The sequence below is a fragment of the Nostoc edaphicum CCNP1411 genome (assembly GCF_014023275.1).
In the GTDB taxonomy this organism is placed as follows: domain Bacteria; phylum Cyanobacteriota; class Cyanobacteriia; order Cyanobacteriales; family Nostocaceae; genus Nostoc; species Nostoc edaphicum_A.
The window spans coordinates 1465092-1491535 of the sequence record NZ_CP054698.1 but is presented as its reverse complement, the minus strand read 5'-3'; the positions used below and the strand labels follow the sequence as shown (position 1 = coordinate 1491535).

Below are 26444 nucleotides of genomic sequence, written 5' to 3'. Positions count from 1 at the left end.
AAATCCAAAATCTAAAATCCAAAATTGTTTGACAATGAGGATTTATAGGAGGGATTCGATGCTAGTCATTTTAATGGACGATCAAATCCTTGCCCCTGAGCAAGTTTGCCAGTCTTGTTTACTCGCTGACGGGAGGGGTCAACCTCGTTGGCGTGAGGGTCAACTGCGCTGTGGTCAAGCCATTCACAAACTTACTCAACAGCAGCCAGACCAGTATGAGTGCATGATGGGCTTTCGCATCGCCCATATAGAATAGTCGAATTTATCAGCAAGACCAAGCAACTGCGTTATCCTAAGCTCAAGTAACTATTGAAATTTAACCACAGGAGAACGCATAATGTCTTGGCGCGGGTCTACAACGGTTTCAGATCGGATTTTTGCTTCCTTGCCTTATTTGCTTCCTCTAGTTGAAGTTTTTGTATTTGGTAGATATTTGCTCTCAGAATTTCCACCACTACAACTGCTGTTTCTGCCGCTCGTGCCATTGTTAAATATTTACTACGGCGTGCGTTATGCAGGAATGATTATTTTCTTTGCTTTATTTTTGCTGGTAGTGAGAAACGAAAAAATTAGTCACTTTATTCGTTTCAACACCATGCAAGCAATCCTTTTGGACATCATTATCTTTTTGTTTAGCATCCTTACTGATGTTGTGGGGCTAGTTCCCGTTGGTGGTTTTGCAATCCAAACCCTATCCACAACCATTTTTATCGGCATAGTGGGAGCAGTTGCATATTCAGTCATCCAGTCTGTAAGCGGACGTTATGCGGAAATTCCGGCGATTTCCGATGCAGTGTATATGCAAGTGCGTTAGAAGTTAACGAGCCACTACGGTGTTTTCCAGGCGACCAATACCTTCAATTTCTACGCGGACGCGATCGCCTGGTTTCAATGCGCTTACACCCTCCGGTGTACCTGTAAGCACTAAATCACCAGGTAGTAGCGTCATCACCTGACTGATATAGGAAACTAAAACATCAGGCGAAAACACCATCTGATCGATACAGGCACATTGGACTGGATTAGCGTCGTCATTCACAAAAGTCTGCAATCTCGCTCCTGGATTTAATTCCCGCACAATCCAAGGGCCCAAGGGACAGAAAGTATCAAAACCTTTAGCTCGCGTCCATTGACCATCCCGTTTTTGTAAATCCCGCGCTGTTACGTCATTGGCAATGGTGTAGCCCCAAATTTTAGTTTGGGCTACTTCTGGTGTGCATTCAAAGGCGTAATCACCAATCACTAGTGCTAACTCTCCTTCGTAATCAACTCTTTGTGATTGGGGAGGATACTTAATTTCCCTTTCAGATGGAATAATCGACGTGGGTGGCTTGAGAAAGATTAGTGGCTCAGAAGGTACTGAAGTTCCCATTTCGGCTGCATGTTCTGCATAATTCTTACCCACTGCTACAATTTTTGAGGGAGCACAAGGAGCCAGAATTTGGTAATTTTCTGGTGTCAAAGTCAAATCAGTGGGTTGTCCTTGTAACCAGGGCGGAGCATCTAGCACCTGGACATTAAGGGATAGTTGGAGTATCCCATAATAAATCTGTCCTTCTTGATTTTGAATTCGCACATAGCGCTGCGCCATAACCTTGACGAATATCCTTTTATTTGATTTTTTGTTGCTGTGAGCGGGTAGCAATCATCAGTTAGCTTTTTAGCGAACCGATTGAACCTTGAGCATGAAAGCGATCGCTATAGATGCTCATAGGGTAAAGATACCCGTTGGCAAAGCTAATAGCTTGATCAATCTTGGTAAAGAAATATCAGGGTTACTTCCCACCTAGTTTTCATTGGGGACATCCCAAAAATCCAAACTCCGGCGATTTGGCTAATGATTCAAATTGAAAACTGGTAAGATTATAATTCCTTGTTGCTTCAGATGTTGATTAATACTGGCATTTTTAATTAAAACCAGGTATAAATTAACATCAGCAGCCACTTTTGTCCATGAGGAATCGGAAAAATATGACTACAAGTTACGAAACAATGTACATTCTTCGTCCTGATCTGGGAGAAGAACAGGTAGAGCAAGCAATTACTAAATATCAGAATTTGCTTCGCGATCAAGGCGCCGAGGATATCCAAATTCAAAATCGTGGTAAGCGTCGTCTCGCTTATGAAATCAAAAAACACCGTGATGGCATCTACATCCAGTTAAACTACGGTGCGCCTGCAACTGCGATCGCCCCCTTTGAACGCGCCATGCGCTTGAGTGAAGAAGTGATTCGCTATTTGACCGTTAAGCAGGAAATCGCCGAAGAAAAACCTCCTAAAGAGGAAAAAGAAAAGCCAACTAAAGTAGCTGCAACTGCAACAGTGTGATGAATGGGGAGTAGGGAGTAGGGTACAGGGTACAGGGTGATGACGAAAAAATCCCCAATGCCCAATGCCCAATGCCCAATGCCCAATGCCCAATGCCCAATCCCATTCAATAAAATTTTGTCTTTTTCTTTTCTCATGACTTGTTTGGGAATGCTAAATTAACAAATACTTGCCAAAGGTAGTACTCCCGCAGTTATACCTAAGAGTGGACAAGATTCTGAATGGGAGCTTTAAGCTACTGTGATCCAATCTGATACACCCAATATTCAAGTTCTCTCTACGGAAGTATCGCAGCTACGCCAAGAGTTGCAACTTCGCGATCAATTAGTACAACAACTATCTCAAGAACTCTTCCGGCTGGTAAAAGGTAATACTAGTTTTATGCCCCAGCCGGAGCTTGAGCGTGATTTCACCCAGTTACACGCTTTACAAGAACAACTCCAGGCTGTAGAGCAGCAGGTAGCGTTCTACCAAGAGCAAATTACCACTCGTGACTCCGAAATTTACCAATTGCGACAGTCAGTCCAAGAACTCACCGATCGCACTCGGATGTTGGAGCAAGTCGTGCAAGAGTTGCCTCAAATTTACCGTCGGAAGTTTGAGGAGCGGATGACGCCAGTGAGAGAAAAGGTAGCAATGCTACAACGGGAAAACCGCCAACTACAAGCAGAACTGCAAAGTGTGAGTTACCGTTTAGCTCTCAAAACTCGTAATGCTAGTCACAGCGGCATTGATTTACCAAATTTTCCTCGTCCAGCATCCGAACAAGCGAATATTTCAACTCCCCAGAATGCCTAAAATTACCATTATGGTGGAATCTTAAGAGGTAAGAAATTGGTGCGGCAAAGTATCTTGGAGACATCCAAGTAGCACATCAAGGCAAAAATAAATATAGAGTTAGAAATAACGCAAAATCTGATATTTTAGCCTTTCTTACCTCCTGCTTCCTTACACTAGCTACGTCGGATATATAACAGTTAGCTCAAATTGACTTCTCCCACGGCTAAAAGCCAATGGGATTATTTATACCCAGAGCGGTGCAGGCTGATTTAACCAGCCTATACCAACTTGTCACTAAGTACTTGTGCTTACTTACTTTTAAAGATAGAGAAAAAAGAAAATCAGCCTGCTAGCACCAGACTGTTATCTTTAGAAAATGTGAAAAAATGCAAATGTAGCTTGACTACGCCATCCTTCTATAGGTAGATTTGTTATCTAACCTGCTAGCACCAGACTGTTATCTTTAACGGTAGTAAAAATATCTTCGTAAGCGTGAAAAATTTCAAACACTGTATCTAGTTGGGTAAGTTCCAAAATTAACCTTACAGGAGTTTGGACGTTGCATAGAACCAAGCGGCAACCACTCTGACGTGCAGCTTTTAAACCTTTAACTAAAGGCACTAACCCAGAACTGTCCATGAAATTGACTTCTGATAGGTCGATAACCCAGAGCTGATGAGCTTGAGGCACTACTTCAGCCATCTGTTTACTCAGAGCCTTACCGCCTTCCAAATCTATACTTCCCTGGGGTTTAAACAAAATCACTTGAAGTTCTTGTGTAAGAGCCATAAATTTAAGAGGGTAATTGGAACACTTGACAAAAAATTGAAAAAAGACATCAATACGTATTCTCTTTCAACGGCAAAATGACTGTTTTACCCAGATATTTGGGCCATTTCAGCCATACAGTTGAGAGAGACTATTTCAGTATTCATGCCGTATAATTTGTGATAACTTTCATCAATATAGGCATAAGCGCCTAACAATTTCGGTATCAACCGTATCTTTTACAAGATTTTCACAATTTAAATGGATTTTTATAAACTTTCTATAAATTTTTTATTTTCTTCGTAATAAATATTAACTTGTGGTATCAAATTCGAAAAAATGTATAGTTAATAGTCAATAATTAATCGCTACCATAGATTAGAAGCTATGGATTATTCAGAATTACACTAATGACTTAATGACTCTATGTATTAGTTTGATTGACACCCCACCCAAAAACAAGCAAAGATATAGTAAAAGTAAAAATTTGTAAAGACGGCGGTGCGGAATGTCTTTAGAGGTGATTTCCCTAGAAAATATCCAGGAAGTTGCTCACAGTTACGGGTATTGGGCAATTTTTTTGGGAATTTTGCTAGAAAATTTAGGCATTCCCCTTCCTGGTGAAACCGTAACCTTAGTGGGTGGGTTTCTAGCTGGCAGCGATGAACTAAATTTCTGGCTGGTTCTCGGTGACGCAATCATGGGTGCTGTCATTGGTGGTACTTGTGGCTATTGGATTGGTAGGGTTAGCGGTTGGCCTTTCCTGGTAAAAGTTGGTAGCATTTTTCGGATTTCGGAAGTGCGATTACTGACGATTAAAGATCAATTTAGTCAAAATGCTGCTAAGGCGGTATTTTTTGGACGTTTTCTGGCATTATTACGAGTTTTTGCTGCACCACTAGCTGGTATAGCTGAAATGCCCTTTGGAAAATTCTTTTTATACAACTTTTTAGGAGCAGTTGCTTGGGCTAGTTTGATGGTGACATTAGCTTTCTTTGCTGGCAAAATTGTCTCCCTAGAACAATTGGTTGCTTGGGTGGGTCAATTTGCGATCGCAGCTTTACTGATCCTCACTGCTTTAATTGTTGTGCCCCTGTGGCTCGAATCTCGTCAAGTCAAGGGTGCAGCAGAAGAGTAAATAGTCGAAGTGGGGAGATGAGGGAGAAAATTTTTCCTTGTCTTCTCATCCCCCTTATCTTCCTAACCTCTAACTTGCTGTGACCAAATGCGAGTTGGTAGTCCCCAAACATAGATAAAGCCTTCAGCGGCTTTGTGGTCAAATTGGTCTTCGGCTCCGTAAGTTGCCAAATCAGGAGTATAGAGGGAATTATCGCTCGAACGCCCAACTATTGTAGAGTTGCCCTTGAACAACTTCACTCGCACAGTTCCAGAGACTCGCTCTTGTGTCTTTTGAATAAAGGCATCTAGTGCAACTTTTAGCGGACTATACCACAAACCGTTATAAACGATTTGGCTGTAAGTTTCTTCAATCCCACGCTTGTAATGGGTGACATCTGCCGTCAAAGTCAAGCTTTCTAAATCCCTATGTGCTTGAATTAGCACCAACATCGCGGGAGATTCGTAGATTTCCCGCGATTTAATACCTACCAGACGGTTTTCAATCATATCAATCCGGCCGATACCGTGATTTCCTATCACCTGATTGAGTTCTTCAATTAGTTCAACTGGCTTTTTAGCTATACCGTTGATGGTTGTGGGAATACCACGGTGGAAACCAATTTCGATGTACTCTGGCTGGTTCGGAGTATCAGCGATCGCTTTGGTCATCTCATAAATTTCTTCTGGTGGCTCAAATGAAGGATCTTCGAGTAAACCAGCTTCAATGCTACGACCGAGCAAATTCTTATCAATACTGTAGGGAGAAGATTTTTTGACTGGTGAGGGGATACCAAACTTCTCACCATAAGCGATCGTTTCCTCACGGCTCATTCCCCATTCTCTAGCTGGTGCGAGAATCTTTATGTTGGGGTTGAGCGCAGTTACAGAGACATCAAAGCGAACCTGATCGTTACCTTTACCGGTGCAACCGTGAGCGATCGCATCAGCACCATATTTTTCAGCTGTTTCTACTAATATCTTAGCAATCAGTGGACGAGCAAGAGCGGTTCCGAGAGGATAACGATTTTCATAGAGGGCATTGGCTTGAATCGCTCCAAAGGCGTAATCTTTAACGAAGCTGTCTTTGACATCCGCCACAAGTGATTCACTTGCACCCGATTTCAGAGCTTTTTCTCGAACTGGCTCTAATTCATCTCCCTGACCTAAATCTGCTGCTAGGGTAATCACCTCTTCCACACCCCACTCCTGCTTGAGGTAAGGGATGCAAACAGAAGTATCCACTCCACCAGAATATGCCAGGACAACCTTTTTGGCGCGACCCATTAATTTCTCCACTTAGGACAACAAAGAATGAGTCATTATTATATCTAAACTAATCCATGTATATTTTCTTCATGCAACTGAATAATAAAAATCCCGACTTCTTAGAAAAGTCGGGAATCTGAGCCTTGCAATTTTCTTGAAGAAGAATTCAGGAGTCAGAATTCAGGAGTCAGAATGAATCAGTGGATTCATCCACTATGAAGTTAAAAATACCCAACAGAATTCTGGCTCCTGACTCCTGAATTATGTTTCGATAAATTAAATAAGATTGTGATCGTTTCTAGATAAAACTTTTTTTATATGGCTTTGTATCAGTTTTCACCAGACTAAATAAATATTAAAAATCTACAGGGTGGATAATCCCACCCTGTTTTAGATAGATGCAAATCAATCACCTAACAGAAGTTGATTCTTGATAATCTGGTTTAAGCTTTTGTGCTTGATGGTTTAGAAGATACTGTCTTTTTACCCAAGAATAAACCCAACCCGAACACAGACAATCCAAGCATCAAACTTGGTTCTGGAACGCTAGTGCTTGTGTAAGTAACGGTCTGAACACCTGCGTCAGTTGAATCATTCAAATTGATAAAACTTTCGCGGAAGACGTTAAAAGTGCCAGGTGTAAAATACAACCCTAACCCCGCTTCGTTCAAAATTGTTCCCGAAAAATCGGTGAAAACTGAGGCTAAAGGATCATCAGCTTCAGTGTATAACTGTCCACCAAAGGTAGCAGAAATCTTTAAACCTTCGGCGATCGTTACTTCTTGATCGTCTGCTGCTGCTGCTTGGTCGAATGAAAAAGTGCCTATGAGAGTTTTATCGTCATTAGAAAAATTATAAGTTAGGGCTGCTGCTTGGGCGGGGATAGCCTCGCCTAACGAAAAAATCAAAGCAGTTCTTACCGTTGCAGCTGCTAACTTCTGGAAGATGGAGTCAGTCATTTTTTTTCCTTGATAAAAGAACTGGAGCAAAAATACCGCAATAGTTTTGTGAAACAGAGATGTGTGTTATCACATCTCTGCAACACAAAGTTTTTCAGTTAGTGTTTAGTGAAGCGGTGTATTTAATTCACGGACTTGCGATCGCCGAAGGCGGGGCTTCTCTCCGAGAGGCTTTGCCAACGCCCATCGCAGTTTTCATAGCCTGGAAGATATGACTTTGGTCAACCACACCCCGAACACCAGGTACAGTGTAAGTACCAGAGCTATCTGTAATCTGGAAGCCTTGTCCTAGCGATCGCGTCAGAGCTGATGCGTAAGCGCCCTGATAGTAAACAGGTACAACCCGACGGCTATGGCTACCCCAAAGATATTTGTAATTTGGATCAGACCCCCAGAAATGACCAGCATCAGTAGGATTGTGCTTGACGAAAGTGATGTCCTTGGCGTTATACTTCAAGCCTTTAGCCTTATTTGGGTCAGGATTAGGAGTCAATTTAGAGGCAAAGTCATTATTCAAAGTTAGATAGTGATCATGGTCAGCAGTAACTAGTAGTAGATTCTTACTCCAACCACCATGATTTTCTACCCAAGTAATGACCTCCTGAACTGACTTATCAAAATCATTCATGGTACCAATCAGGTTATCCATGTTGTTGTCATGAGCAGCCCAGTCTACATCACCTCCCTCAACCATCAGCCAGAAGCCATCTTTGTCTTTACCTAAAACGGTTAAAGCTGCTTTGGTCAGATCAGCCAAAGTTGGATTTTCGTTAATTTCTTTAGTGATAAAGCTAGCGTCGGTTTCACCAGGAGCCAAAGGACGAACAGTATCGGGTGCAGGAGCATTAGGAGCGATGGGATTACCAGCTGCATCGATGACAGGAACACAATCCCCAGCAGTACCAGTAATTATCTTACCGGATGGGCAGGTTGCTGGAGTTCCACCGCCTCTAACAACAGAGCTATAGAGGGTGAAGGTGTCTAGGCCTGTTAAGCTGTAATCTCCCTTAGAAGAACTAGCAGGAAGGTTGCCGTTTTGTCCACGGGCACCATACAGACCAAATAATTTCTCTCCCTTATTTGGGTCGATTTTAGCAGCCGTGTTTAGCAGTGTCGCAGTTGCATTTGGGCCACGTTCCAAAAAGGTATAACCGTAACGATTTGACGTAGGGTTATTCTTCAAATGTTGGTAAGTGTCTTCTGTAATGTACGTATATTTCAAGACGCCATCAGCAGTACTTGCAATATCTCTATTTTCAAGGTCTTTAGGATGACCGCCACCCAACAACACATTAGGCTGAAAGTTCAGCAATGTCTGTTGCAAAATGCTGTCTTGGTTACTCTTGCTAGGGTCGTAAACACTATCGTATTTGCTACGACGATTTACGAAAGAAGCAGCAGCACCAGGCGTTGCGTGGCTAATAGGTACAGAAGTTACCAAGCCTGTAGACTTACTATTTTCCTTAGCAATTTCCAGGATAGTTTTCAATCTCTTCTCGTAAATGTCTACCCCCATCGCGTTGTTGAAGCTCTTTACTCCCGTGTAAAGAGTTGTAGCGGTATTAGCAGAGTCAGGATAACTGTACTTAATGTAATCTTTGTCATAAGTACCAGGATTTGCAGGGGTCAGAGGAACCCAAGGAAGAGGGCCACCTTTACTGATGTCATAACCCGCCAGATTTCCACTCGCTAAACTATTGCCATCAACTCTATTACCAGGATTAAAAGGAGTCGGCTGGAATGAGAAGTTGGGACGAACAGGACTTGCACCTGTGAGTGGATTAGAGTTATCTAGAGCAGAGTTACCTGTTAGATGAGGCTGATCTGTTGGATTGGCTGGTGTATTTCCCTGAATTGTTGTGCCGTAAGTAGTTACCAATCCATATCCAGTTAGCTTTTGGAAACTAAGACCAGAGCCTTTACCACTAGTGTAAAAAGGCGCACCTTTGGCGACGGCTGCGGCTCGTGCCATCTCCCAACCCATACCATCGCCAATCATGATAATTACGTTAACTCCATTACCAGCAGCCAGGGTGGGCTGAAAAACAGAATTACCAAATATCAGCAGAGCAGTACAGAGCAAGCCAGCCATAGTTAAGGCTAGAAATCGCTTGTACTTTTGCAAAAATGAAATCATTGCAGTGTGCCTTAAAGTTAATTGAGCAAGTGTTAGCCGTTAATACTGATAAAAATTTGGTTCTAGATGACTAGCACCAAAGTCTGAGTATGTTGCAGTCACATCTACCTGATTAGGGGCTGCGGCATAACTTGGATTAGAGGCGGTTGCTGGTTGTTGATTTGATGTTCCTAAAAACAATAAAACTGCCAAAACCAGACCAGACATGAACCAAGCCAAGGTGCGCTTGTACTGTTTAAGTAATGAAATCATTGGGGATTGTTGAATGAAACTCATCATCAGGAAACCTCCTAGTAAATAGCCGATCGCTATGCTTTGACAATTAAAATGAATGTCAATAAGCATTATTTCTAAAGGTTAATTTAATTAATTTCGGTATAAAATTGAGAGAATATATTCTGGTTCTAATGTGTTTTGTTAGCAGACAACATTAAAACTAAATCTTGATTAAATAAAGGATGTTTTGGTAGTATTGAAGGATTTTTATAGCTGGTTAGCTGCAAAGTTATCTCAGCAATTTGAAAAGTTTTTCGGATGTGATTTTCCAACTTATTGAGTAAGCGATCGCGTTCTTGGATAGTTGTACATTCAACTGTCAAATTGGCACAAAGCATTACCTTATTTAAGCTAAGTGTCCAGATGTGGAGTTTTTCTACTTGCACAACACCAGGAAAAGATTGGAGAGATATTTCCACCTCAACAGGGTCGATTGATTCCGGTGCATACTCCAAAAAAATCTTTAAACTTTCTTGTACTAAAGGGAAAGCACTTAGACCCGTAAAAGTTGCAACTACTAAACTAATAGCAACATCTGCCCACCACCAATCCCAAAGATGAACTGCTAAAGCAGCTATAATTACGCCAACAGAACTAGCAGTATCAGCAATGACATGAAGCAAAGCTCCGCGCAGATTTAAATCGTTGTGAGTGTGGGGATGAAGCAAAGTAATATTGAGCAAATTGACGATTAAACCTAAGACGGCAATCCCTAACATTGGTAAGCCCAAAATTGTTGCTGGATGTTGCCAGCGTTGAATTGCTTCCTGTATGATAAAAGTTGCGATCGCAAGTAAACCTAATCCATTCAACAAAGCTGCTAAAACTTCGATCCGCTGATTTCCAAAGGTTGCTTTTTTCTTAGCTGGTTGCTGTGCTAAAAAACTAGCAAGTAGCGATATTGCCAAGGCTGTAATATCCGATAGAATATGCCCTGCATCCGCTTGTAATGATAAACTTTTACTCCATAAGCCCACACTCCACTCAGCAATAAAAAAAACAGCAAGTAAACCTACTGTTATCCACAAAACTTTGGCTTTTTGCTGATTATTAAATATTTTTACCGAATCATCTTCACATCCACACCATTGAAGTGAAAGCATTACTAAAAAAACCTTTTTACAGTATAGTAAGCTGTTACGCAGCTAAATTTAATAAACAGCATTACCTTTATTTTTAATTTTGCGTTCCCATTTAATAATAAGACCTCCTTCATTTAACAATTTATTTAACAACTCTTCTAGCTGTGATACTGACTCGAACAATCTATGAGCTATATATTCTTTTGCTGAATGCCAAACCAATTCAATCAAATTATAATCTGGACTATAAGGTGGTAGAAATTCCAGGATAATATTTGGCATTTCTGCCTTGATACGAACTAAAATATCTTTTCTTTTATGGAAGCTGGCATTATCTAAGATAATCACTATTTTCGCAGAACATTTATTGAAAGTCTCAATTCTATTTCCTTGCTCTATCCATTCTTGCAATAGAAAATTATTCAAAGATTGAAGCTGCTCATAAAATACATCGGCATTTCCTTTTTTAATCACAAAATTCATTCTCTTCTTGTCGTGATAACGTAACCCTCCCATAATATTTACTCTTCCTCTTCTTCTTTGACCTGTGATTTGTTTCCTTGTACCTTTCTTACCCCAGTTTTTTCTTCTTATCACTCTTAAACTAAATCCACTCTCATCCCAAAACCATACCTGTAAACGCTCTGGGGCTTCCTTTGTTATTCTTAAGTATTCTGACAATTTTTCTTTAAATGCCTTACGCATTTCAGGATTCTGTTTGTCCTCTAGGCTGTATTTTGCCCAAAGGTAAACGTACTTTTTTCGCTCTAATATTCTCCCAACTTGTGAACCACTTAACTTAATTCCTGTTATCTTTTCGAGGTATGTAGCTAGTCTTGCTGCTGTCCAACGACCAAATTCATACCCATACTCTAGTGGCTCTTTTTCAATTATTTCTAATAATAAATCCTCATATTCTTTGGTAACTTTGCGGAAGTTCCCTTCTCTTCTTCCATCTAAAAAACTTTCTAGGTTATCTGGATCGCCGTGAACTGCCCAATATGCTACTGTTGGATATGCAATATCTAAAAACTTACTAATCTCTTGATAAGTTTTTCCATCATTCATTAATAATAAAATCAGAATCTTTTCTCTTACGTAGGGATTTTCATGCTCTTTTAGCGTTTTTAGTAGCCTTTCCTTCTGCTCTTGGGAAAGATGATTTTTTGCTGGCATAGATGGCTGATACTAAATTAATTACTTAATCTAATATTATACAATCTAGCTGCGTAACAGCTTATTCGCTCAATTAGTATGACGTTTAAACTCACAAATATGTGAATACCAGAAAAAATATGAATCTATGAAAAAGTTATCTTACTTAATTTAAGAAATGGTAATGCTTGTGTTAAAAGTTGTAAATTAAAGCAGAATGATCCGTGCAGTTTCAAGAACAGCAAGCAGCAAATATCCTATTAGTAATTTCTTGCTGATTGCACAATAACTTTATTTGTAGTCAAAACTTACAATCATCTTTTCAAGCAGAGTAGATGATGATAACCATTATCTTTTTAGCTTCTACTGATACAAGTAATAAACACCTTTTTGATGCGCGAAGATACGTTATCTAAATATATATTGATAATAATAATCCTTTTCACTAATTTTCAAAAATATTTGAAGATTATGAGCTTACAATTTTCATATTCACTGACTATCAATCAAATTTGGTGAATTATTTTCATCGGATTTTATGAGAATTTGACGAGAAAAATTTTTGGAATGACAAAGACTGACTAAAGTCAGGGGCTTGAAACCTTTTTATATTGAGTGGATAAGTAGAATTATCACTTCACAGTAAATTTATATATCTCTGACAATCTTAAAGATTTTACGATAATAATCTTTTGTTTGATATTTCTTAACCTGTACGCAGTGGTTAAAAGCTTATGTAAGTGAAATTACAGGACTATTGATTTTTTAACTCTGGAGTATATTCTGATGAAATTAGCTAAAAATCTTGGTATCGCGACCGTTGCAGCTGCCATGTCTATTGCTGCTATGGGTGCTAAACCGGTGCAAGCTGCCTTGGTTAATTACGGTTTCACTGTGAATGCCACATCTGGCGACAATCCCGGTCAGTATTTCGGCTCTTTTCAATACGATGACTCGACCTTAACCAATACAGGTCTTGAGACATTGGGAGTTGAGAATGGATTAGCAGTTGCATTCAACTACTTAGGTACTAACTATACAGAAGCAGATGATATTGATTTCGACAGTTTTCCTATAGCCAGCTTTAACAATGGCGAAGTTCTAGGACTAAGCTATTTTGTTGCAGACCAGTTTGTGATCGGAAGTGATCCAAATACTCCAGATGTCGGAGGAAACAACTTTTATCTGATTGATCAATCAGTAAATACAACACAAGTAGGTACTGTAAGCTACACTAAAGTACCCGAACCGTTAGCTGTTGGTGGTACAGCTATTGCTACTGTTATGGGATTGTGGATGCAACGTAAGAAGAGAGCAACAAAATTTGTGGGTTAATACTTGACTGTTTCCCAGCCTAAAAACTGGGAAACCATTATTGGAGGCTCGGCCTCCAATGGCTTGACCAGAGGAAGCAGCCCTCTTGGAATACATTCCCTGTAAGTAAATCACCTTAATCCTTGCCCGTGTTTAGGGTCAAGAATTAAGGTGATTTAAAACTATTTAAGATACAGCCCTTGCTCTGAATGGTTCCCAGCCTGGAGGCTGGAAACCCATTCTGTGAGGCTCCGCCTCCAGTAGCTTGACAAGAGGCAGAGCCTCTTTTAGATACATTCCCAGCCTCCAGGCTGGGAACGAGATGACACAAGCCTTTAGGCTTTTCTTAGTGCCATTTATTCCTATCGTCTTTATAGACCACCAATAACACCACCGTCATTACGAGTAATTACTACCGTTGATGAACGTGGGCGACCTGATGGGCCATAACCTTGACTGTTAGGCCAATTGCTCACTAACGTGGGATTCGAGGTAGTCCCACCATCACCTGGGTGCTGGATGTTAACAAACATCGCTTTGCCATCGGGTGTAGTGATCACACCAGTTACCTCACAATCTGTAGGGCTTGTTAGGAAGCGTCTAACTTGTTTGGTGTTGGGGTCAGCACATGACATAGTGTTGCTACCAATGTTTGTCAAGTCACCGCGACCATCGCCTGCATGGTCAGTCTGAACCCAGAGGCGGCCAAAGTCGTCAAACCATAGACCATCTGGTGAACTTAAGTCGTCACCTTTAATGTTGCCCTGAAGATTTGGTTCAGGTCTGGTTTTGTCGCCAGCTTCAAAGAAAATATCCCATTTGAAGGTAGTTGCTGTAACGCTGCGTCCATCTTCGCGCCAGCGAATGATATGACCGTAACGGTTGTCAGGACGTGGGTTGGAAGCATTTACGGCAGGACGCGCACCGCCTGCTGCTGTTGTGCCATCTGGCTGGTTGGAGGAAACTGGAGTTGTGCCACGACGAGTATTATTAGTCAGTGTGCAATAGACTTCAATCTCTTTATATCCACCAATCCGAGGACGTACAGCTACCCATTCTGGGCGATCCATCATGGTTGCACCGACTCTATCACCAGCTTGTCTTGTTTTAATGAGTACTTCCGCTTGGCTTCTGAAACCATTCTCTGGTGTCAAACCATTCTGACCATAGATCAAAGGAATCCACTTACCAGTACCGTTGTCATTGAATTTAGCAACGTACAGAACACCGTTGTCGAGCAAATCGCGGTTAGCAGCAGGATTTCCGGGATTTAAAGGTTGGGCACAAACGAACTTGTAGATATATTCGTTGCGCTCGTCATCACCCTGATAGAAAGCAACACGGTTATTGTCGTCAACAACAACTTGAGCGCTCTCGTGCTTGAACCGACCAAGGGCAGTACGCTTGACTGGTTTGCTTTGCGGATTGTAGGGATCAATCTCAACTACCCAGCCGAATAAATGGGGTTCGAGTGGGTTGGTGCTGGCATCGAAGCGTGGATCAACTTCCGGCCAGCGATAGCTAGATGATGTTGAAACGCCGTAGCGATTCTGTCCTGCCAGGATATCAGACTTTTCGATGCCTGGAATTGCAGCTACATCCCCTGTAGGGTTAGCAAAGTAGCCGTTCCAGTTCTCCTCACAGGTCAAGTAAGTGCCCCAAGGTGTGTAGCCGTTGGCGCAGTTGTTGAGTGTGCCATAAGCGGTATAGCCATCGTTGAGTGTGCCAGTGTCAACAGAACCAGTTGGCGTAATGTTAAACTTTTTCGACTTCAACAATGCATTGCCAGCCGCAGGCCCCGATACTCGCATCTCGGTGTTGCCGGTAATGCGGCGACCATAAGACGAATTGCGATTAAAAGTCCACTCATTGCCGTTTTTGGAAATTTCTACAACAGACACGCCATGAGCAGCCTGAGACTTCCGTACCTTGGCAATTGTGACTACATCCAAACCATCGGGATGCAAAATTGATTCCTGGGTGTACTCATGGTTGACGCACAGCAGACCAGTATTGATGGGCTGATTTAAAAAGCCTCTTAATGATCTTGCTTGTGAACTTACTGTCCGACCAACAACATTCCCTGGCTGTAAAGGGAAGTAGTGCATCCCATCATTGTGCATACCAAACTGCTTTTCTTGAGCAGCGGCATCTTGGGAGGCATCTGGTAGCCAAGTTGGGCCACCAGGTGCGATCGGATCTCCCCAAGCAATCAGCACTTTAGCTGTATAACCTTCAGGAACACTGACAAGATCCTTTTCCAGAAATCCTGTAGCTGGGTTGAGTAGATTCGGTGGAATGCTCTTGAAGCCTATGCCAGCAAATCCAGTTCCCTTGGGAATCGGCGCTGCATCAACACTTTGAAGAAAGCCACCGATGGAAACATCACCCAGAACAGTTAGCACTGATGTACCCACAGCCGTCATGATGAACCGCCGCCGACTCAAACTAACGCGGTCAATCACATCACGAATTGACTCGTTACCGGATGGGTTGAGGGTCAAATTGTTTTTAGGGTGAAAGCGTCCTTTCATTCTTTGTTCTCCATTTAAGGCTTACGAGATTGCTATTCAGTTCATCTCTCAATAAGATGAGTAATTTGGTAAAGAAAAACTCTACATACTTACATCAATTACCTAGATATTTATTGAGATTTGACACATTTTTAACAGCCAATAAATAGCAGTGAATAACAAATCAAGACTGGCTGATACTGCTTACGCAGACTAAAATAATCATGTTTTCTTTAACTTAAGTACTAAGTATTAACGTCAGGTTATATATTGATTAATTTAAATTTATCAACAACTTTTTTTGATGAAAAACATATTTTTCACTAAAAAATCACGATTTTGTGATCAATAATCGTCAAGCTACGAAAATAGAGTTATTAAAAATAGTGCAAGATGTCAGGTGAAACAAATTTGCCGCGATAATTTTTCGCAGAGGACGTTTAAAACATCCTCCGACATACCACACGCACTCTTCAACATGGTTTAAATTAGTCCGATGAAAGACAAAGTTTTTCCGCCCATAATGGACGGGATATGTACCAAAATCTAGCGACCAATGACTAATTAACTCTGAATTACTTGGTTTTTATGAATAAATATAATTAATTGATTGGTTAGCTTAGTTCATAATAATTAAGCTGAGATTATATGTTGATTAACTAAAAATTATCAGCCCCTTGCTATTTCCTTAACTCAAATCAGCTAAGGAACAGTGTCAGCGCCCCATCTGTCCTATCCTGGAGATGGATAAATAGTGTTGTGGGTGAGACTGTGTTTTTCAGCGTTGTGATACCGACTTATAATCGCCAACCGATTTTAGAAAAGTGCCTCCGCGCCTTAGAGGTGCAGGAGTTGAGTAAGCCAAGTTCGGTTACTGATTACGAGATTGTTTTGGTAGATGATGGTTCTACTGATGGCACATTGGAGTGGTTGGCTGCACACAAAGAGGAGTTTCCTCATGTGCGCTGGTTTCAACAAGATCATGCTGGCCCAGCTGCGGCCCGGAATTTGGGAGTAGAACAGGCACTGGGAGACACAATTATCTTTATTGATAGTGATTTAGTGGTGCTGAAGAATTTCCTGCAAGCTCATGGTAACGCGCTAGTGGAGGGGAAAGAGAAATTAGGGAGCGATCGCTTTTTCACTTACGGTGCAGTTATTAATACTTGCAATTTCAACAATCCAACGGCTGAACCCTACAAAGTCACAGATTTTTCAGCAGCCTTTTTTGCTACGGGAAATGTAGCGATTCCTAAGTATTGGTTAGAGAATGCCGGACTTTTTGATACCACCTTTCAACTCTATGGCTGGGAAGATTTAGAATTAGGTGTGCGGCTGAAAAAATTAGGTTTGACACTAATTAAATGTCCAGAAGCCGTCGGCTATCACTGGCATCCAGCATTTAACTTAGAGCAAATTCCCCGATTGATTGACCAAGAAATTCAACGCGGACGCATGGGAGTTTTATTTTATCAAAAACATCCCACATGGGAAGTAAGAATGATGATTCAAATGACTTGGCTGCATCGCTTACTTTGGGGAATTTTGTCACTTAATGGTGCGTTAAATGAACGGACAATGGCTCCGTTGTTGCAATGGCTAATTAATTTAGGTAAACCGCAATTAGCTTTAGAAATTGCTCGAATTTTCCTCAACTGGTACAACGTGAAGGGTGTTTATGAAGCCTATGCTCAAATGCAGCAAGCATCGTGAGTTTGGGCTTCATTTAGACATAATTTTTATTGAAGTCCCACTAAGAGGTTGTTTGAAAAGGGTTAGGGTGGGGTAAAAAATATTTGATACATCAATCATGACTTTTCAAACATCCTTTAAGACTGGATTACAGATATTCAGATTTTTGATTGGACTACTTAGAGAAAGCGTAGGCAAAGCCCGTCGTAGACATCGCACCCAATCTGAGATAATTTGAGTGCAATGTCCAAAATGCTCAGTAAAATTTCTTAGGAATCGGAATCGCTGTCTCTACCGTTGTATCTATATTTGTGGGACAATTTAATCTAAATATTTAAAGTAATATGTCAGAAATACCCCAAGACGACGGCATTTGGATTGTTACCGATGAAGTGCCGCAAATATCGATTCCTGACGGTGCTAAAGGCGGGAGTACTAATACACGCAGTTGGGGAGAGGAAACTATCAGGGAAAGCACTGGTAGCAAAGGGGTAGGAGATGCCGTTAAGGTTAGTGCTCAAACATTAGAGCAAAATATGACTCACTTTCTCAAACTCGTGGGAAGTTTATTTAGTCAAGCCGAACAGCAAGCAAAAGTCAACTCCAAGATGCAGCTAGATGAAATTGAGCTATCGGTAGAAATTAGTGCAGATGGGGAAGTTAAATTAATTGGCAGTGGTGTCAAAGCTGGGAGTAAAGGAGCGATTAAGCTGAAGTTCAAGCGCCAAGAACCAGGGTGAGATGGCAAAAAATTGGGCGATCGCGATCGGAATTAACCAGTATGATTATCTGCAACCGCTAAACTATGCCAAGCGGGATGCACTGTTAATGCAAGAGTTTCTGGGCAATGAGGCAGGATTTGAGCGGATATTCTTCTTTTCCGATGACTCTCCGAATGTTGGCGGAAAATCAACTCGCCCAAATCGGGCAAATTTGCGTCAAGTCTTCCTGGAATTATTCAACAAACCCTTCATGGAAGCAGGGGATAACTTTTGGTTCTTCTTCAGTGGTCATGGGATAAGACACGCTGACCGTGATTATCTCATGCCCTGTGATGGCAATCCAGCAGACATTGAAGAAACGGCAATTCCGATTAACTTCATTGCTGAACGCCTACGTCGCTGCGGCGCTGATAATGTTGTCTTGATTCTGGATGCTTGTCGTAGTCTAGGTACTCGTGCTGGCGAAGGAATTGGGCGACAAACGGCAGAAGAAGCACGTCAACAAGGAGTTATCAGCATATTTTCCTGTAGTCCACAGCAGTATTCTTATGAAATTGAGGCTTTACAACAAGGTGCTTTTACTACTGCATTACTAGAAGGGTTAGGAATTCAAGGTAAATGCGCTACTGTTGAACGATTGGATCAGTATCTCAAGTTTCGTGTGCCTGAACTGGTTCGCCAGCATAAAAATACAAAACAAACGCCTTATGTTATTGCTGAACCTGTGGATAAATCCCACCTAATACTTGTGCCACGATATGCAACTCTAGCAGATATCGCCACGCTGAAAAATGATGCTTACCAAGCGGAAGCCGACAGGAATTTAGATTTAGCAGAGCAATTATGGATTCGGGTATTAGCTGCGGCTTCAGGGCAAGATACGGTTGCAATCAAAGCAATTCAAAGAATTGAAAGATTGCGGTGGGAACGTCAAGAACCATCTTCACCACAAATTCGTCCTATTATTGAAAATTCCACTAAGGGAATATCTATAGTTGAAAAAAATCCTTTAAAAACCTTTCAATTTGAAGTAGTTACGGTAGATGCACAAGGTAATATCAGCAACCGCCGTAATCAGGAAGCGAAATATTTTGAAGAAAATTTAGGAAATGGTGTCACCCTCGAAATGGTGCAGATACCAGGGGGAACCTTTACGATGGGTTCGCCGGAAGGAGAAGCGGAACGACGAGATAATGAAAGTCCACTGCATCAAGTAACAGTTCCTAAGTTCTTCATGGGTAAATATGCAGTTACCCAGGCACAGTATCAAGCCATTATGGGCAGTAATCCTTCTAGGTTCAAAGGTGAGAAACGACCTGTAGAACAAGTTACTTGGGATGAGGCAGTAGAGTTTTGTGAAAAGTTGAGTCAGAAGATAGGAAAAACCTACAGGCTACCCAGTGAAGCGGAATGGGAATATGCTTGCCGCGCGGGAACAACTACACCGTTTTATTTTGGTGAAACGATTACCACAGATTTAGTTAACTACAATGGTAAATATCCTTACGGCTCTGCACCAAAGGGCGAATATCGTCAACAAACAATAGATGTAGGAAAATTTCCGCCTAATTCTTTCGGTTTATACGATATGCATGGTAATGTATATGAATGGTGTGAAGATGTGTATAATGGTAATTACATAGACGCACCAACAGATGGTAAACCGTGGTTAGTTGGTAGCGATAATAACGCAAAGCTGCTGCGTAGCGGTAGTTGGATCTACACTGCCTGGACTTGCCGTTCTGCCTATCGCGATTGCTTCGCGCGCCCGCATCGTGGCAACGCTGTTGGTTTTCGCGTGGTGGCGGTGGCTCTGGCGTGAGTACTCCCCAAAGTCAGAGTCGGTAAGTGGGAATTTATAGAGCGTACATCAGGGAGTCCAGACCTGAACCAGCGAGGAAAGCGACAACCTCCGAATATAAAACCGAGTCGGATAGCTTAGTAGGTTGCAAAACCGAACAGTTGTTCGACTCAATTAATTTTGCAAGATTTCCAACTTTTTGAAAAAATAATTCTTAGGTTGGGCTGAAGAACGAAACCCAACATTACCCATCACCATTGGTGTTAACTTAACGTCAAAGCAAATCTATAAATAGCTTTTAGATTGCCTCGTTCCCAGTCGGAGACTGGGAATGCTCGTTGTTGGGGCTGCCGCCTCCCTTACTGGCGGCAGAGCCGCAATTGAAGTGCATTTCCAGCCAGAGGCTGAAAACGAGATTTGAAAAGGGTTTTAGCTTCAGTTGACACTAATGAACCATCACAATACCTAACGCTGATGTTGAGCTTCATTTTAAAGCAAAGGGCTAGCATGGAGGGGGCAGAGGTGCGTTCATGTAGTAGCAAATTGTATTAGCCCCACACTTTTCAAACATCCTCTAAGATATTAAGTCAAAATCGCACCACCCATCAACCGCTCATACCGATACTTCAACTCTTGTTTCATCAAATACCAGCGCTCTAAAGTTGCATCCATCTCGATTATTTTTTCCGCTGCTTGCCGTGCTAAAAGTAAAACTTCCTCATCCTCAACCAAACTCGCTAGGGTAAAATCTGGCACTCCAGATTGACGAGTTCCCAGTACTTGCCCTGGGCCACGAAAACGCATATCCATCTCGGAAATGAAAAAACCATCCTGAGATTGTTCCAACACCTTCAATCGTTGTTGAGCATCAGGACTTCTGGAACTACTCATCAACAAACAATAGGACTGAGCCGCGCCACGACCGACACGCCCCCGTAGTTGGTGCAGTTGTGATAAGCCAAATCGCTCCGCATTTTCAATGAGCATCACTGTAGCGTTAGGTACGTCGACTCCTACCTCAACAACGGTAGTAGAAACTAAAACCTGTGTTTGGTTATCGCGGAATTTAGTAATCGCTTCATCCTTATCGGCTGAACTCATGCGACCGTGCAGCAACCCCACTTGAAAATCGGGAAAAACGCTTTCTTGTAGCTTTTGATGCTCATCAGTGGCCGATCGCAAATCTAATTTTTCTGACTCTTCTACCAAGGGCAAAACCACATAAACCTGTCTACCTTGGACAATTTCTCGGCGGATGAGGTCGTAAGCATGGTTGCGTTGCTGACCTGATAGCACTGTTGTTTGAATCTTTTGTCGTCCCGGTGGTAACTCATCAATTTGGCTTACATCCAAATCCCCGTGTATCGTCAGTGCTAAGGTTCGGGGAATCGGGGTTGCTGTCATAGTTAACACATGGGGTTGTTCGCCTTTTTGCTGCAAACGTGCCCGTTGTTCTACCCCGAAGCGATGCTGTTCATCAATTACCACTAAACCCAATTGCTGAAAGTTTACAGGGTCTTGAATCAAGGCATGGGTTCCCACTAACAGAGGTAATTCACCAGTGCTTAACTGAGAATGTATTTGTCTTCGTTTAGCAGTTTTAGTGGAACCTGTCAGTAATTCCACTGGTAAATGCAAGAGGTTAAACCAACCAACTAACTTGCGATAATGTTGTTCTGCCAAAACTTCTGTGGGAGCCATCAGCGCCGCTTGGTAGCCAGATTGAATTGCTGCGAGGATAGCTAGCACAGCGACAACAGTTTTTCCAGAACCGACATCACCTTGCACTAAACGATTCATTGGTACAGGTTTTTGCAAGTCGTTGAGAATATCATTGAGAACTCGTTGCTGTGCGCCAGTGAGTTGAAAAGGCAGTATTTCGTGGAATTTTTCTACAAGTTGACCGCGTGGAACCAGGATGGCGCTGGTTTGAATCGCTCTTGCTTGCTGCTGACGTTGCAGTAACCCAAGTTGTAGGTAGAAAAATTCGTCAAAGACTAGGCGACGACGGGCAACTTTTAAAGCGTCACTATCACTGGGAAAATGGATATTAGCGATCGCATCTTTCAATTCCATCAAACCATATTTCTGCCGTAAACCACTTGGCAAAGGGTCTTTCAGGTTAGCCGCAGCAGGCAAAGCAGCAATTACCGCCTGTCGCACTGTATTCGCCACCACGCCTTCAGTTAGTCCATAAATTGGCACTACTCGCCCAATATTCAGCGACTCAATCGAATCTCCTGGATTTGCCAAAACTTCTATTTCTGGATTATCCAGTGTTAAGCCATATTTACTTTCTTTCACCAAGCCACACGCCGCCAGAATACTACCTACTGCATAACGGCGTTTTAAACTTTCTTGCCAAGCGCGACTGCTAAAGCGTGTACCTGCGTAAAAACGACCAATTTTGATTTGACCGCTGTTATCTTTGACTACGAGTTCTAAAATTGATAATTTCTGATTTTTAGGGCTAGTAAAACAGTTGCAACGTTTCACTGTAGCGACTATTGTTACCGTCTCACCCGCCTGTAACTCGCGGATATTCACCTGACGCGCGTAATCAATGTGGTCACGAGGATAATAAAAAAGCAAGTCGCGGACGGTATGTAAACCAAGCCGTGCCAAATTATCAGCTTTTTTGAAGCCTATTTCTGGTAAATCACTGAGTTTTTGCTCAATGTTCGGCGCAAGCCTCCGACTCACCTCAGAGATGATTTTAGATTTTGGGTCGCGCGCAACTTGGATTTTGGATTTATAAGTTTTCCCTTGCTCCCCTGCTCCCCTGCTCCCTTGCTTCCCCTGCTCCCCCTGCTCCCCCTGCTCCTCTTGCTGTAGTTGGGAAAGATATCTACGAGTCTCTGCTACTAAATGTTGTCTTTCTTCCAGTGCTAGATGTGGATAACTAGCAAATTGCACCGCTAATCCTTGCCAACGGCGGCGTTCAGTTTGGGGCAAGCCTGTTGGGAATTTACCCAAAGTTAGGCTCAGAAATTCACTGAAGCGGTATTGTTTGCCTACCAAGTCTGTAAAGCCACGTTCGGCTTCTATTGCCAAGGCTTTATGCAATCGTATCCAATCTGGTTTTTCATTAGTCATTGGTCATTAGTCATTAGTCATTGGTCATTAGTCATTGGTCATTGGTCATTTGACTCTGGACAAAGGACAAAGGACAAATGACTAATCCTCAAACCAACTAGCACGCCATGCAGCTTCCGCTTCAGCGATCGCCATTTCTCTATGTTTCTTTTGATACTCTCGTCCGAGCTTGTTTAGCTGAACTAAAATACTGCGGATTTGCCTGCGCTCAGAGGAGAGTGTCACATCAGCAAATTCAATTTCCCCTAGCCGCAGGTTAATAGCCATAATTTGTGTCAGACCAGAATCTTCTGACTGCTGCTCATTTTCAATTTCAATTACTAAGTTTAATAAGTTGGGTGGCCCTGGCATTACCTCCGCTGATGCTTCTGATGCAGCGGCTGCCGCTGCTGCTAAAATCGGTTCTGGTAATTTTTTGGGTAATACCCCGGCTTTTTGTAATAAAAGATTAGCATCATGGGAAATTTTTTTCAGTATTTCTTGTGTAACCTCTTCTAAGTTCTGTTGCCATTTTGCCAGTTCTATAGGATTCGAGGTATCTGGAGACAAGGGGGACAAGGAGGAATTTTGTTCATCTCCCTCATCTCCCACATCTCCCTCATCTCCCACTGCTTCTTCACTTTTAATATAAGTGAGCAATTGTTCAGCTGTCAGTTGACCCAAGCTGCGGATGGCTTGTTGCAATTGTTGCCGCTGATTCAATGACAAATGCAAAAAGTTTTCGGGATACCCTTGGGTACAGAGGTGGTAACTCGCGAGAATCAACTGTTTTCGTACAGCTAGTCCCAAAGTGGCTAGATAACTAGCATAGGCGGTTTGTAGTTCTACTGCGATCGCCCGAATCGCTTCTTTCAGTGTTGCAATATCCCGTTCAATTCGCTCGATTGCTCTTGCCATATCTTTTCGTTCTTGCCCATCTGAACCATTACATAGTACAAATGTACAAATTTATTTTAGGATAACTTTCCAGAGAATTTTAGATTTTAAATTAAATGCGATATTTCGCGTCTTTACTAAATAAAATACAGGTCAGCCTATTTGCTTGACCTGTATTTTAAAGAGTCATTAGTCATTAGTCCTTGGTAAAGACTAATGACTAATATTACTTGCTGCCAATTTGTGCAGCGACTTCATCAGCAAAGCTCATTTCTTGCTTTTCAATGCCTTCGCCCAGTATATAGCGGACAAAGCGGGTCACTTGAATTTCTTCGCCTACCTGCGCCTTCACTTGCTTTACCAAGTCTTCCACGGAAATACTCTGGTCGCGAATGTAAGGTTGATCGAGCAAAGCCAATTCTTTTAGGCGTTTTTCAATCCGTCCCTGAACAATCTTTTCTTTGATATTATCTGGCTTGTTCGCCAAATCATCCTTGCCCATTTCAATGTCTTTTTCTTTTTGAGCAATTTCGGTAGGGATTTGGTCTACGCTGACATACTCGACATTTGGGCAAGCCGCAACTTGCATTGCAGCGTTTCGTGCCAAGGCTTGGAACTCTGAGTTAGAGGCCACGGACTCCGTTTGGGAACCGAGTTCTACCAACACACCAACTCGACCGCCAGTGTGAATGTAGCTGTCTACTACACCTTGCGTGCCCTCTGCTAAGGGAAAGTTGACAAAGCGACGCACTTGGATATTTTCACCAAGGGTGGCAATGGTTTGCTTGATAAATTCTTCTACAGTCACGCTTTCATTTTCAATATAATGTTGAGCCAACAAAGACTCGACACTATCAGCGGTCGCTGCTTGCTTTGCTAGGTTCTTAACTAAAGCTTTAAAAGCCTCATTACGAGCAACAAAGTCAGTTTGGCAGTTAACTTCTATGAGTACACCCACTCGACCTCCGGGCTGAATGTAAGTGTCTATTAGACCTTCTGCCGCAATGCGATCGCTTTTCTTCCCCGCCGAAGCGATGCCCTTTTTCCGTAGCCAGTCTATGGCTTCTTCTATGTTGCCATCAGTCTCTTTCAGCGCCTTTTTGCAGTCCATCATGCCAGCACCAGTTTTTTGGCGTAGCTCTTGGACGAGTTTTGCAGATATTTCCGCCATGTTGCCTCAATTCCTAACTTGACCTCGAGTTGTAATCACTCACCTAATTTAGTACTGAGTGCTGAGTTTTGAGTGCTGAGTTTTGAGTGTTCAGTTATCAATTTTATTCTTCATTGACAAATCACAACTTCAAAAATCAAGACTCAGCACTATCCAATTTGCTGAGTCTTTCTATCTTACTCAGCACTCAGCACTCTTCACTCAGGACTATTCCTCTGTTTCCTCGTCGGGAATTACCGCGTCAGTATATTCGGTTTCTTCGTAGTCGTCGTCATACTCACCACCGTCGTAATCTTCGTCATACTCTTCAGCATCCAGCTGACCGTGACGACCTTCATAAATGGCATCTGCCAATTTTCCAACTATCAGCTTGATTGACCTGATAGCATCGTCGTTTGCCGGGATGGGGATATCTACTACATCTGGGTCACAGTTTGTATCCAACATGGACACAATAGGAATATTCAGCTTTTGGCATTCTTGAACTGCGTTATATTCCCGCCGTTGGTCTACAATCACCACGATATCGGGTACTTTCCGCATTGTTTTAATGCCGCCCAAGTATTTCTGAAGCTTCGTCATTTCCCGACGTAGCATTGATGCTTCTTTTTTGGGTAATAGATCTAGTGCGCCAGTTTCCTCACGGCGTTCTAAATCTTTCAGACGGTCTACCCGTGTTTTGATGGTTGCCCAGTTGGTCAACATTCCACCCAACCAGCGTTGGTTAATGTAGTGGGAACCACAACGGCTGGCTTCTTGGGCAATAATTCCAGCTGCTTGGCGTTTAGTGCCAACGAAAAGAAACTTCTTCCCTTGTTCTGCGTGCGATCGCATGTAGTTGTAAGCATTATCCATCAACTGGGCAGTTTGCACCAAGTCGATAATATGCACACCATTGCGGGAAGTATAAATGTAAGGAGACATTTTTGGGTTCCAACGCCGGGTCTGATGCCCAAAGTGAACCCCTGACTCCATCATTTGAGCCAATGAAACTACTGGCATATATTTTTTAACTCCGATTCGGGTTAAACCTCCATCCAAGTGCATTTCCCAACTGGGAAACACCCGAATTCTTAGATGTGCGAGATTAGTTAACCATACTAGGTTAGCATATTTGGAAGAGTTGTAGTTGCTTGACCGAGTGAGGGCGAAAAAATAGCGCTACCCACTCAACAATTGGGAAGCGCTATGTTGTATTAAGCCCAAAATACCTATCTACTCGCGATCTTCTTGATCTTTGGGTTTGGGTTTTTGCCGCCGTTGTTCTACCTGCTCGTCGATAGTTTCTCTCATTTTCCGATCAGCAGCGTCCATCGCAGAATACTTAAAGCGGTTGATTATACCACTGAACAAGTTGCCAAAAAATCTTTCAATTTCTTGCATAATTTG

Annotated in this window: 23 protein-coding genes; 9 read left to right on the top strand and 14 right to left on the bottom strand. The window is 42.3% G+C overall.

From position 1 onward, the window contains the following. Positions 1-58: 58 nt before the first annotated feature. A complete protein-coding gene (locus tag HUN01_RS08890) occupies positions 59-256 on the top strand; it encodes a hypothetical protein (protein WP_181930961.1) in 198 nt (65 codons plus the stop codon). An 81-nt stretch (positions 257-337) separates the two neighbouring features. Next, complete coding sequence (locus HUN01_RS08885) at positions 338-814, top strand: Tic20 family protein (RefSeq protein ID WP_069072913.1); 477 nt, start codon at positions 338-340, stop codon at positions 812-814. Positions 815-817: 3 nt separating this feature from the next. Here HUN01_RS08885 and HUN01_RS08880 read toward each other — a convergent pair whose 3' ends face one another. After that, positions 818-1591, bottom strand: a complete 774-nt coding sequence (locus HUN01_RS08880; RefSeq protein WP_181930960.1) for a fumarylacetoacetate hydrolase family protein — start codon at positions 1589-1591, stop codon at positions 818-820. A 380-nt stretch (positions 1592-1971) separates the two neighbouring features. On the opposite strand from HUN01_RS08880, the gene rpsF reads away from it, so the two are divergent. Together rpsF and HUN01_RS08870 are read left to right on the top strand one after the other, a co-directional pair. Then, positions 1972-2328 carry a 30S ribosomal protein S6 gene (gene rpsF / locus HUN01_RS08875; protein ID WP_181930959.1) on the top strand — a complete coding sequence of 119 codons (357 nt, stop codon included), beginning with the start codon at positions 1972-1974 and terminating at the stop codon, positions 2326-2328. Positions 2329-2568: 240 nt separating this feature from the next. After that, positions 2569-3126, top strand: coding sequence for an Npun_F5560 family protein (locus tag HUN01_RS08870; RefSeq protein ID WP_181930958.1), 558 nt, complete (start codon positions 2569-2571; stop codon positions 3124-3126). A gap of 417 nt (positions 3127-3543) precedes the next feature. On the opposite strand, the gene HUN01_RS08865 is transcribed toward HUN01_RS08870, so the two are convergent. Next, positions 3544-3897 carry an STAS domain-containing protein gene (locus HUN01_RS08865; protein ID WP_181930957.1) on the bottom strand — a complete coding sequence of 118 codons (354 nt, stop codon included), beginning with the start codon at positions 3895-3897 and terminating at the stop codon, positions 3544-3546. 487 nt (positions 3898-4384) lie between these two features. Here HUN01_RS08865 and HUN01_RS08860 point away from each other — a divergent pair, with 487 nt between their 5' ends. Next, on the top strand, positions 4385-5014 hold the full coding sequence (locus tag HUN01_RS08860; protein WP_181930956.1) for a DedA family protein: 630 nt from the start codon (positions 4385-4387) through the stop codon (positions 5012-5014). Positions 5015-5076: 62 nt separating this feature from the next. On the opposite strand, the gene HUN01_RS08855 is transcribed toward HUN01_RS08860, so the two are convergent. From HUN01_RS08855 to HUN01_RS08830, 6 genes are all read right to left on the bottom strand, one after another. Further along, on the bottom strand, positions 5077-6279 hold the full coding sequence (locus HUN01_RS08855) for an argininosuccinate synthase (RefSeq protein WP_181930955.1): 1203 nt from the start codon (positions 6277-6279) through the stop codon (positions 5077-5079). 425 nt (positions 6280-6704) lie between these two features. After that, complete coding sequence (locus HUN01_RS08850; protein ID WP_181930954.1) at positions 6705-7220, bottom strand: PEP-CTERM sorting domain-containing protein; 516 nt, start codon at positions 7218-7220, stop codon at positions 6705-6707. Positions 7221-7347: 127 nt separating this feature from the next. Continuing rightward, entirely contained in the window at positions 7348-9357 is a 2010-nt protein-coding gene (locus HUN01_RS08845; RefSeq protein WP_181930953.1) for an alkaline phosphatase, read from the bottom strand. 39 nt (positions 9358-9396) lie between these two features. Then, positions 9397-9702: a hypothetical protein gene (locus tag HUN01_RS08840; RefSeq protein WP_238846095.1), complete on the bottom strand. Its 306-nt coding sequence runs from the start codon at positions 9700-9702 to the stop codon at positions 9397-9399. Between the two features lie 59 nt (positions 9703-9761). Further along, positions 9762-10736 (bottom strand): cation diffusion facilitator family transporter, encoded by a 975-nt coding sequence (locus HUN01_RS08835; RefSeq protein ID WP_181930952.1) that lies wholly within the window; start codon positions 10734-10736, stop codon positions 9762-9764. Positions 10737-10784: 48 nt separating this feature from the next. Continuing rightward, positions 10785-11891, bottom strand: a complete 1107-nt coding sequence (locus HUN01_RS08830; RefSeq protein WP_181929500.1) for an IS630 family transposase — start codon at positions 11889-11891, stop codon at positions 10785-10787. A 765-nt stretch (positions 11892-12656) separates the two neighbouring features. Here HUN01_RS08830 and HUN01_RS08825 point away from each other — a divergent pair. Continuing rightward, positions 12657-13205 carry a PEP-CTERM sorting domain-containing protein gene (locus tag HUN01_RS08825; RefSeq protein WP_181930951.1) on the top strand — a complete coding sequence of 183 codons (549 nt, stop codon included), beginning with the start codon at positions 12657-12659 and terminating at the stop codon, positions 13203-13205. Positions 13206-13555: 350 nt separating this feature from the next. Here the strand turns inward: HUN01_RS08825 and HUN01_RS08820 are convergent, their stop codons facing one another. Then, complete coding sequence (locus HUN01_RS08820) at positions 13556-15718, bottom strand: PhoX family protein (RefSeq protein ID WP_181930950.1); 2163 nt, start codon at positions 15716-15718, stop codon at positions 13556-13558. A 738-nt stretch (positions 15719-16456) separates the two neighbouring features. On the opposite strand from HUN01_RS08820, the gene HUN01_RS08815 reads away from it, so the two are divergent. The 3 genes from HUN01_RS08815 (at position 16457) to HUN01_RS08805 (ending at position 19933) form a co-directional block, all read left to right on the top strand. Beyond that, the gene (locus HUN01_RS08815; protein ID WP_181930949.1) at positions 16457-17410 is read left to right on the top strand and encodes a glycosyltransferase family 2 protein; all 954 of its coding nucleotides are present in this window, start codon (positions 16457-16459) and stop codon (positions 17408-17410) included. A 323-nt stretch (positions 17411-17733) separates the two neighbouring features. Beyond that, a complete protein-coding gene (locus tag HUN01_RS08810) occupies positions 17734-18129 on the top strand; it encodes a Pepco domain-containing protein (RefSeq protein WP_181930948.1) in 396 nt (131 codons plus the stop codon). A 1-nt stretch (position 18130) separates the two neighbouring features. After that, positions 18131-19933, top strand: a complete 1803-nt coding sequence (locus HUN01_RS08805) for an SUMF1/EgtB/PvdO family nonheme iron enzyme (RefSeq protein ID WP_181930947.1) — start codon at positions 18131-18133, stop codon at positions 19931-19933. 561 nt (positions 19934-20494) lie between these two features. Here HUN01_RS08805 and recG read toward each other — a convergent pair. The 5 genes from recG to HUN01_RS08780 all read right to left on the bottom strand — a co-directional run bounded on the left by recG (position 20495) and on the right by HUN01_RS08780 (position 26438). Next, complete coding sequence (gene recG, locus HUN01_RS08800) at positions 20495-23008, bottom strand: ATP-dependent DNA helicase RecG (protein WP_181930946.1); 2514 nt, start codon at positions 23006-23008, stop codon at positions 20495-20497. A gap of 81 nt (positions 23009-23089) precedes the next feature. Then, positions 23090-23905 carry a hypothetical protein gene (locus tag HUN01_RS08795; RefSeq protein ID WP_181930945.1) on the bottom strand — a complete coding sequence of 272 codons (816 nt, stop codon included), beginning with the start codon at positions 23903-23905 and terminating at the stop codon, positions 23090-23092. A gap of 205 nt (positions 23906-24110) precedes the next feature. Further along, positions 24111-25055, bottom strand: a complete 945-nt coding sequence (gene tsf, locus HUN01_RS08790) for a translation elongation factor Ts (RefSeq protein ID WP_181930944.1) — start codon at positions 25053-25055, stop codon at positions 24111-24113. A gap of 207 nt (positions 25056-25262) precedes the next feature. Beyond that, positions 25263-26057 carry a 30S ribosomal protein S2 gene (gene rpsB, locus HUN01_RS08785; RefSeq protein ID WP_069072917.1) on the bottom strand — a complete coding sequence of 265 codons (795 nt, stop codon included), beginning with the start codon at positions 26055-26057 and terminating at the stop codon, positions 25263-25265. Positions 26058-26270: 213 nt separating this feature from the next. After that, complete coding sequence (locus HUN01_RS08780; RefSeq protein WP_181930943.1) at positions 26271-26438, bottom strand: hypothetical protein; 168 nt, start codon at positions 26436-26438, stop codon at positions 26271-26273. Positions 26439-26444: the final 6 nt, after the last annotated feature.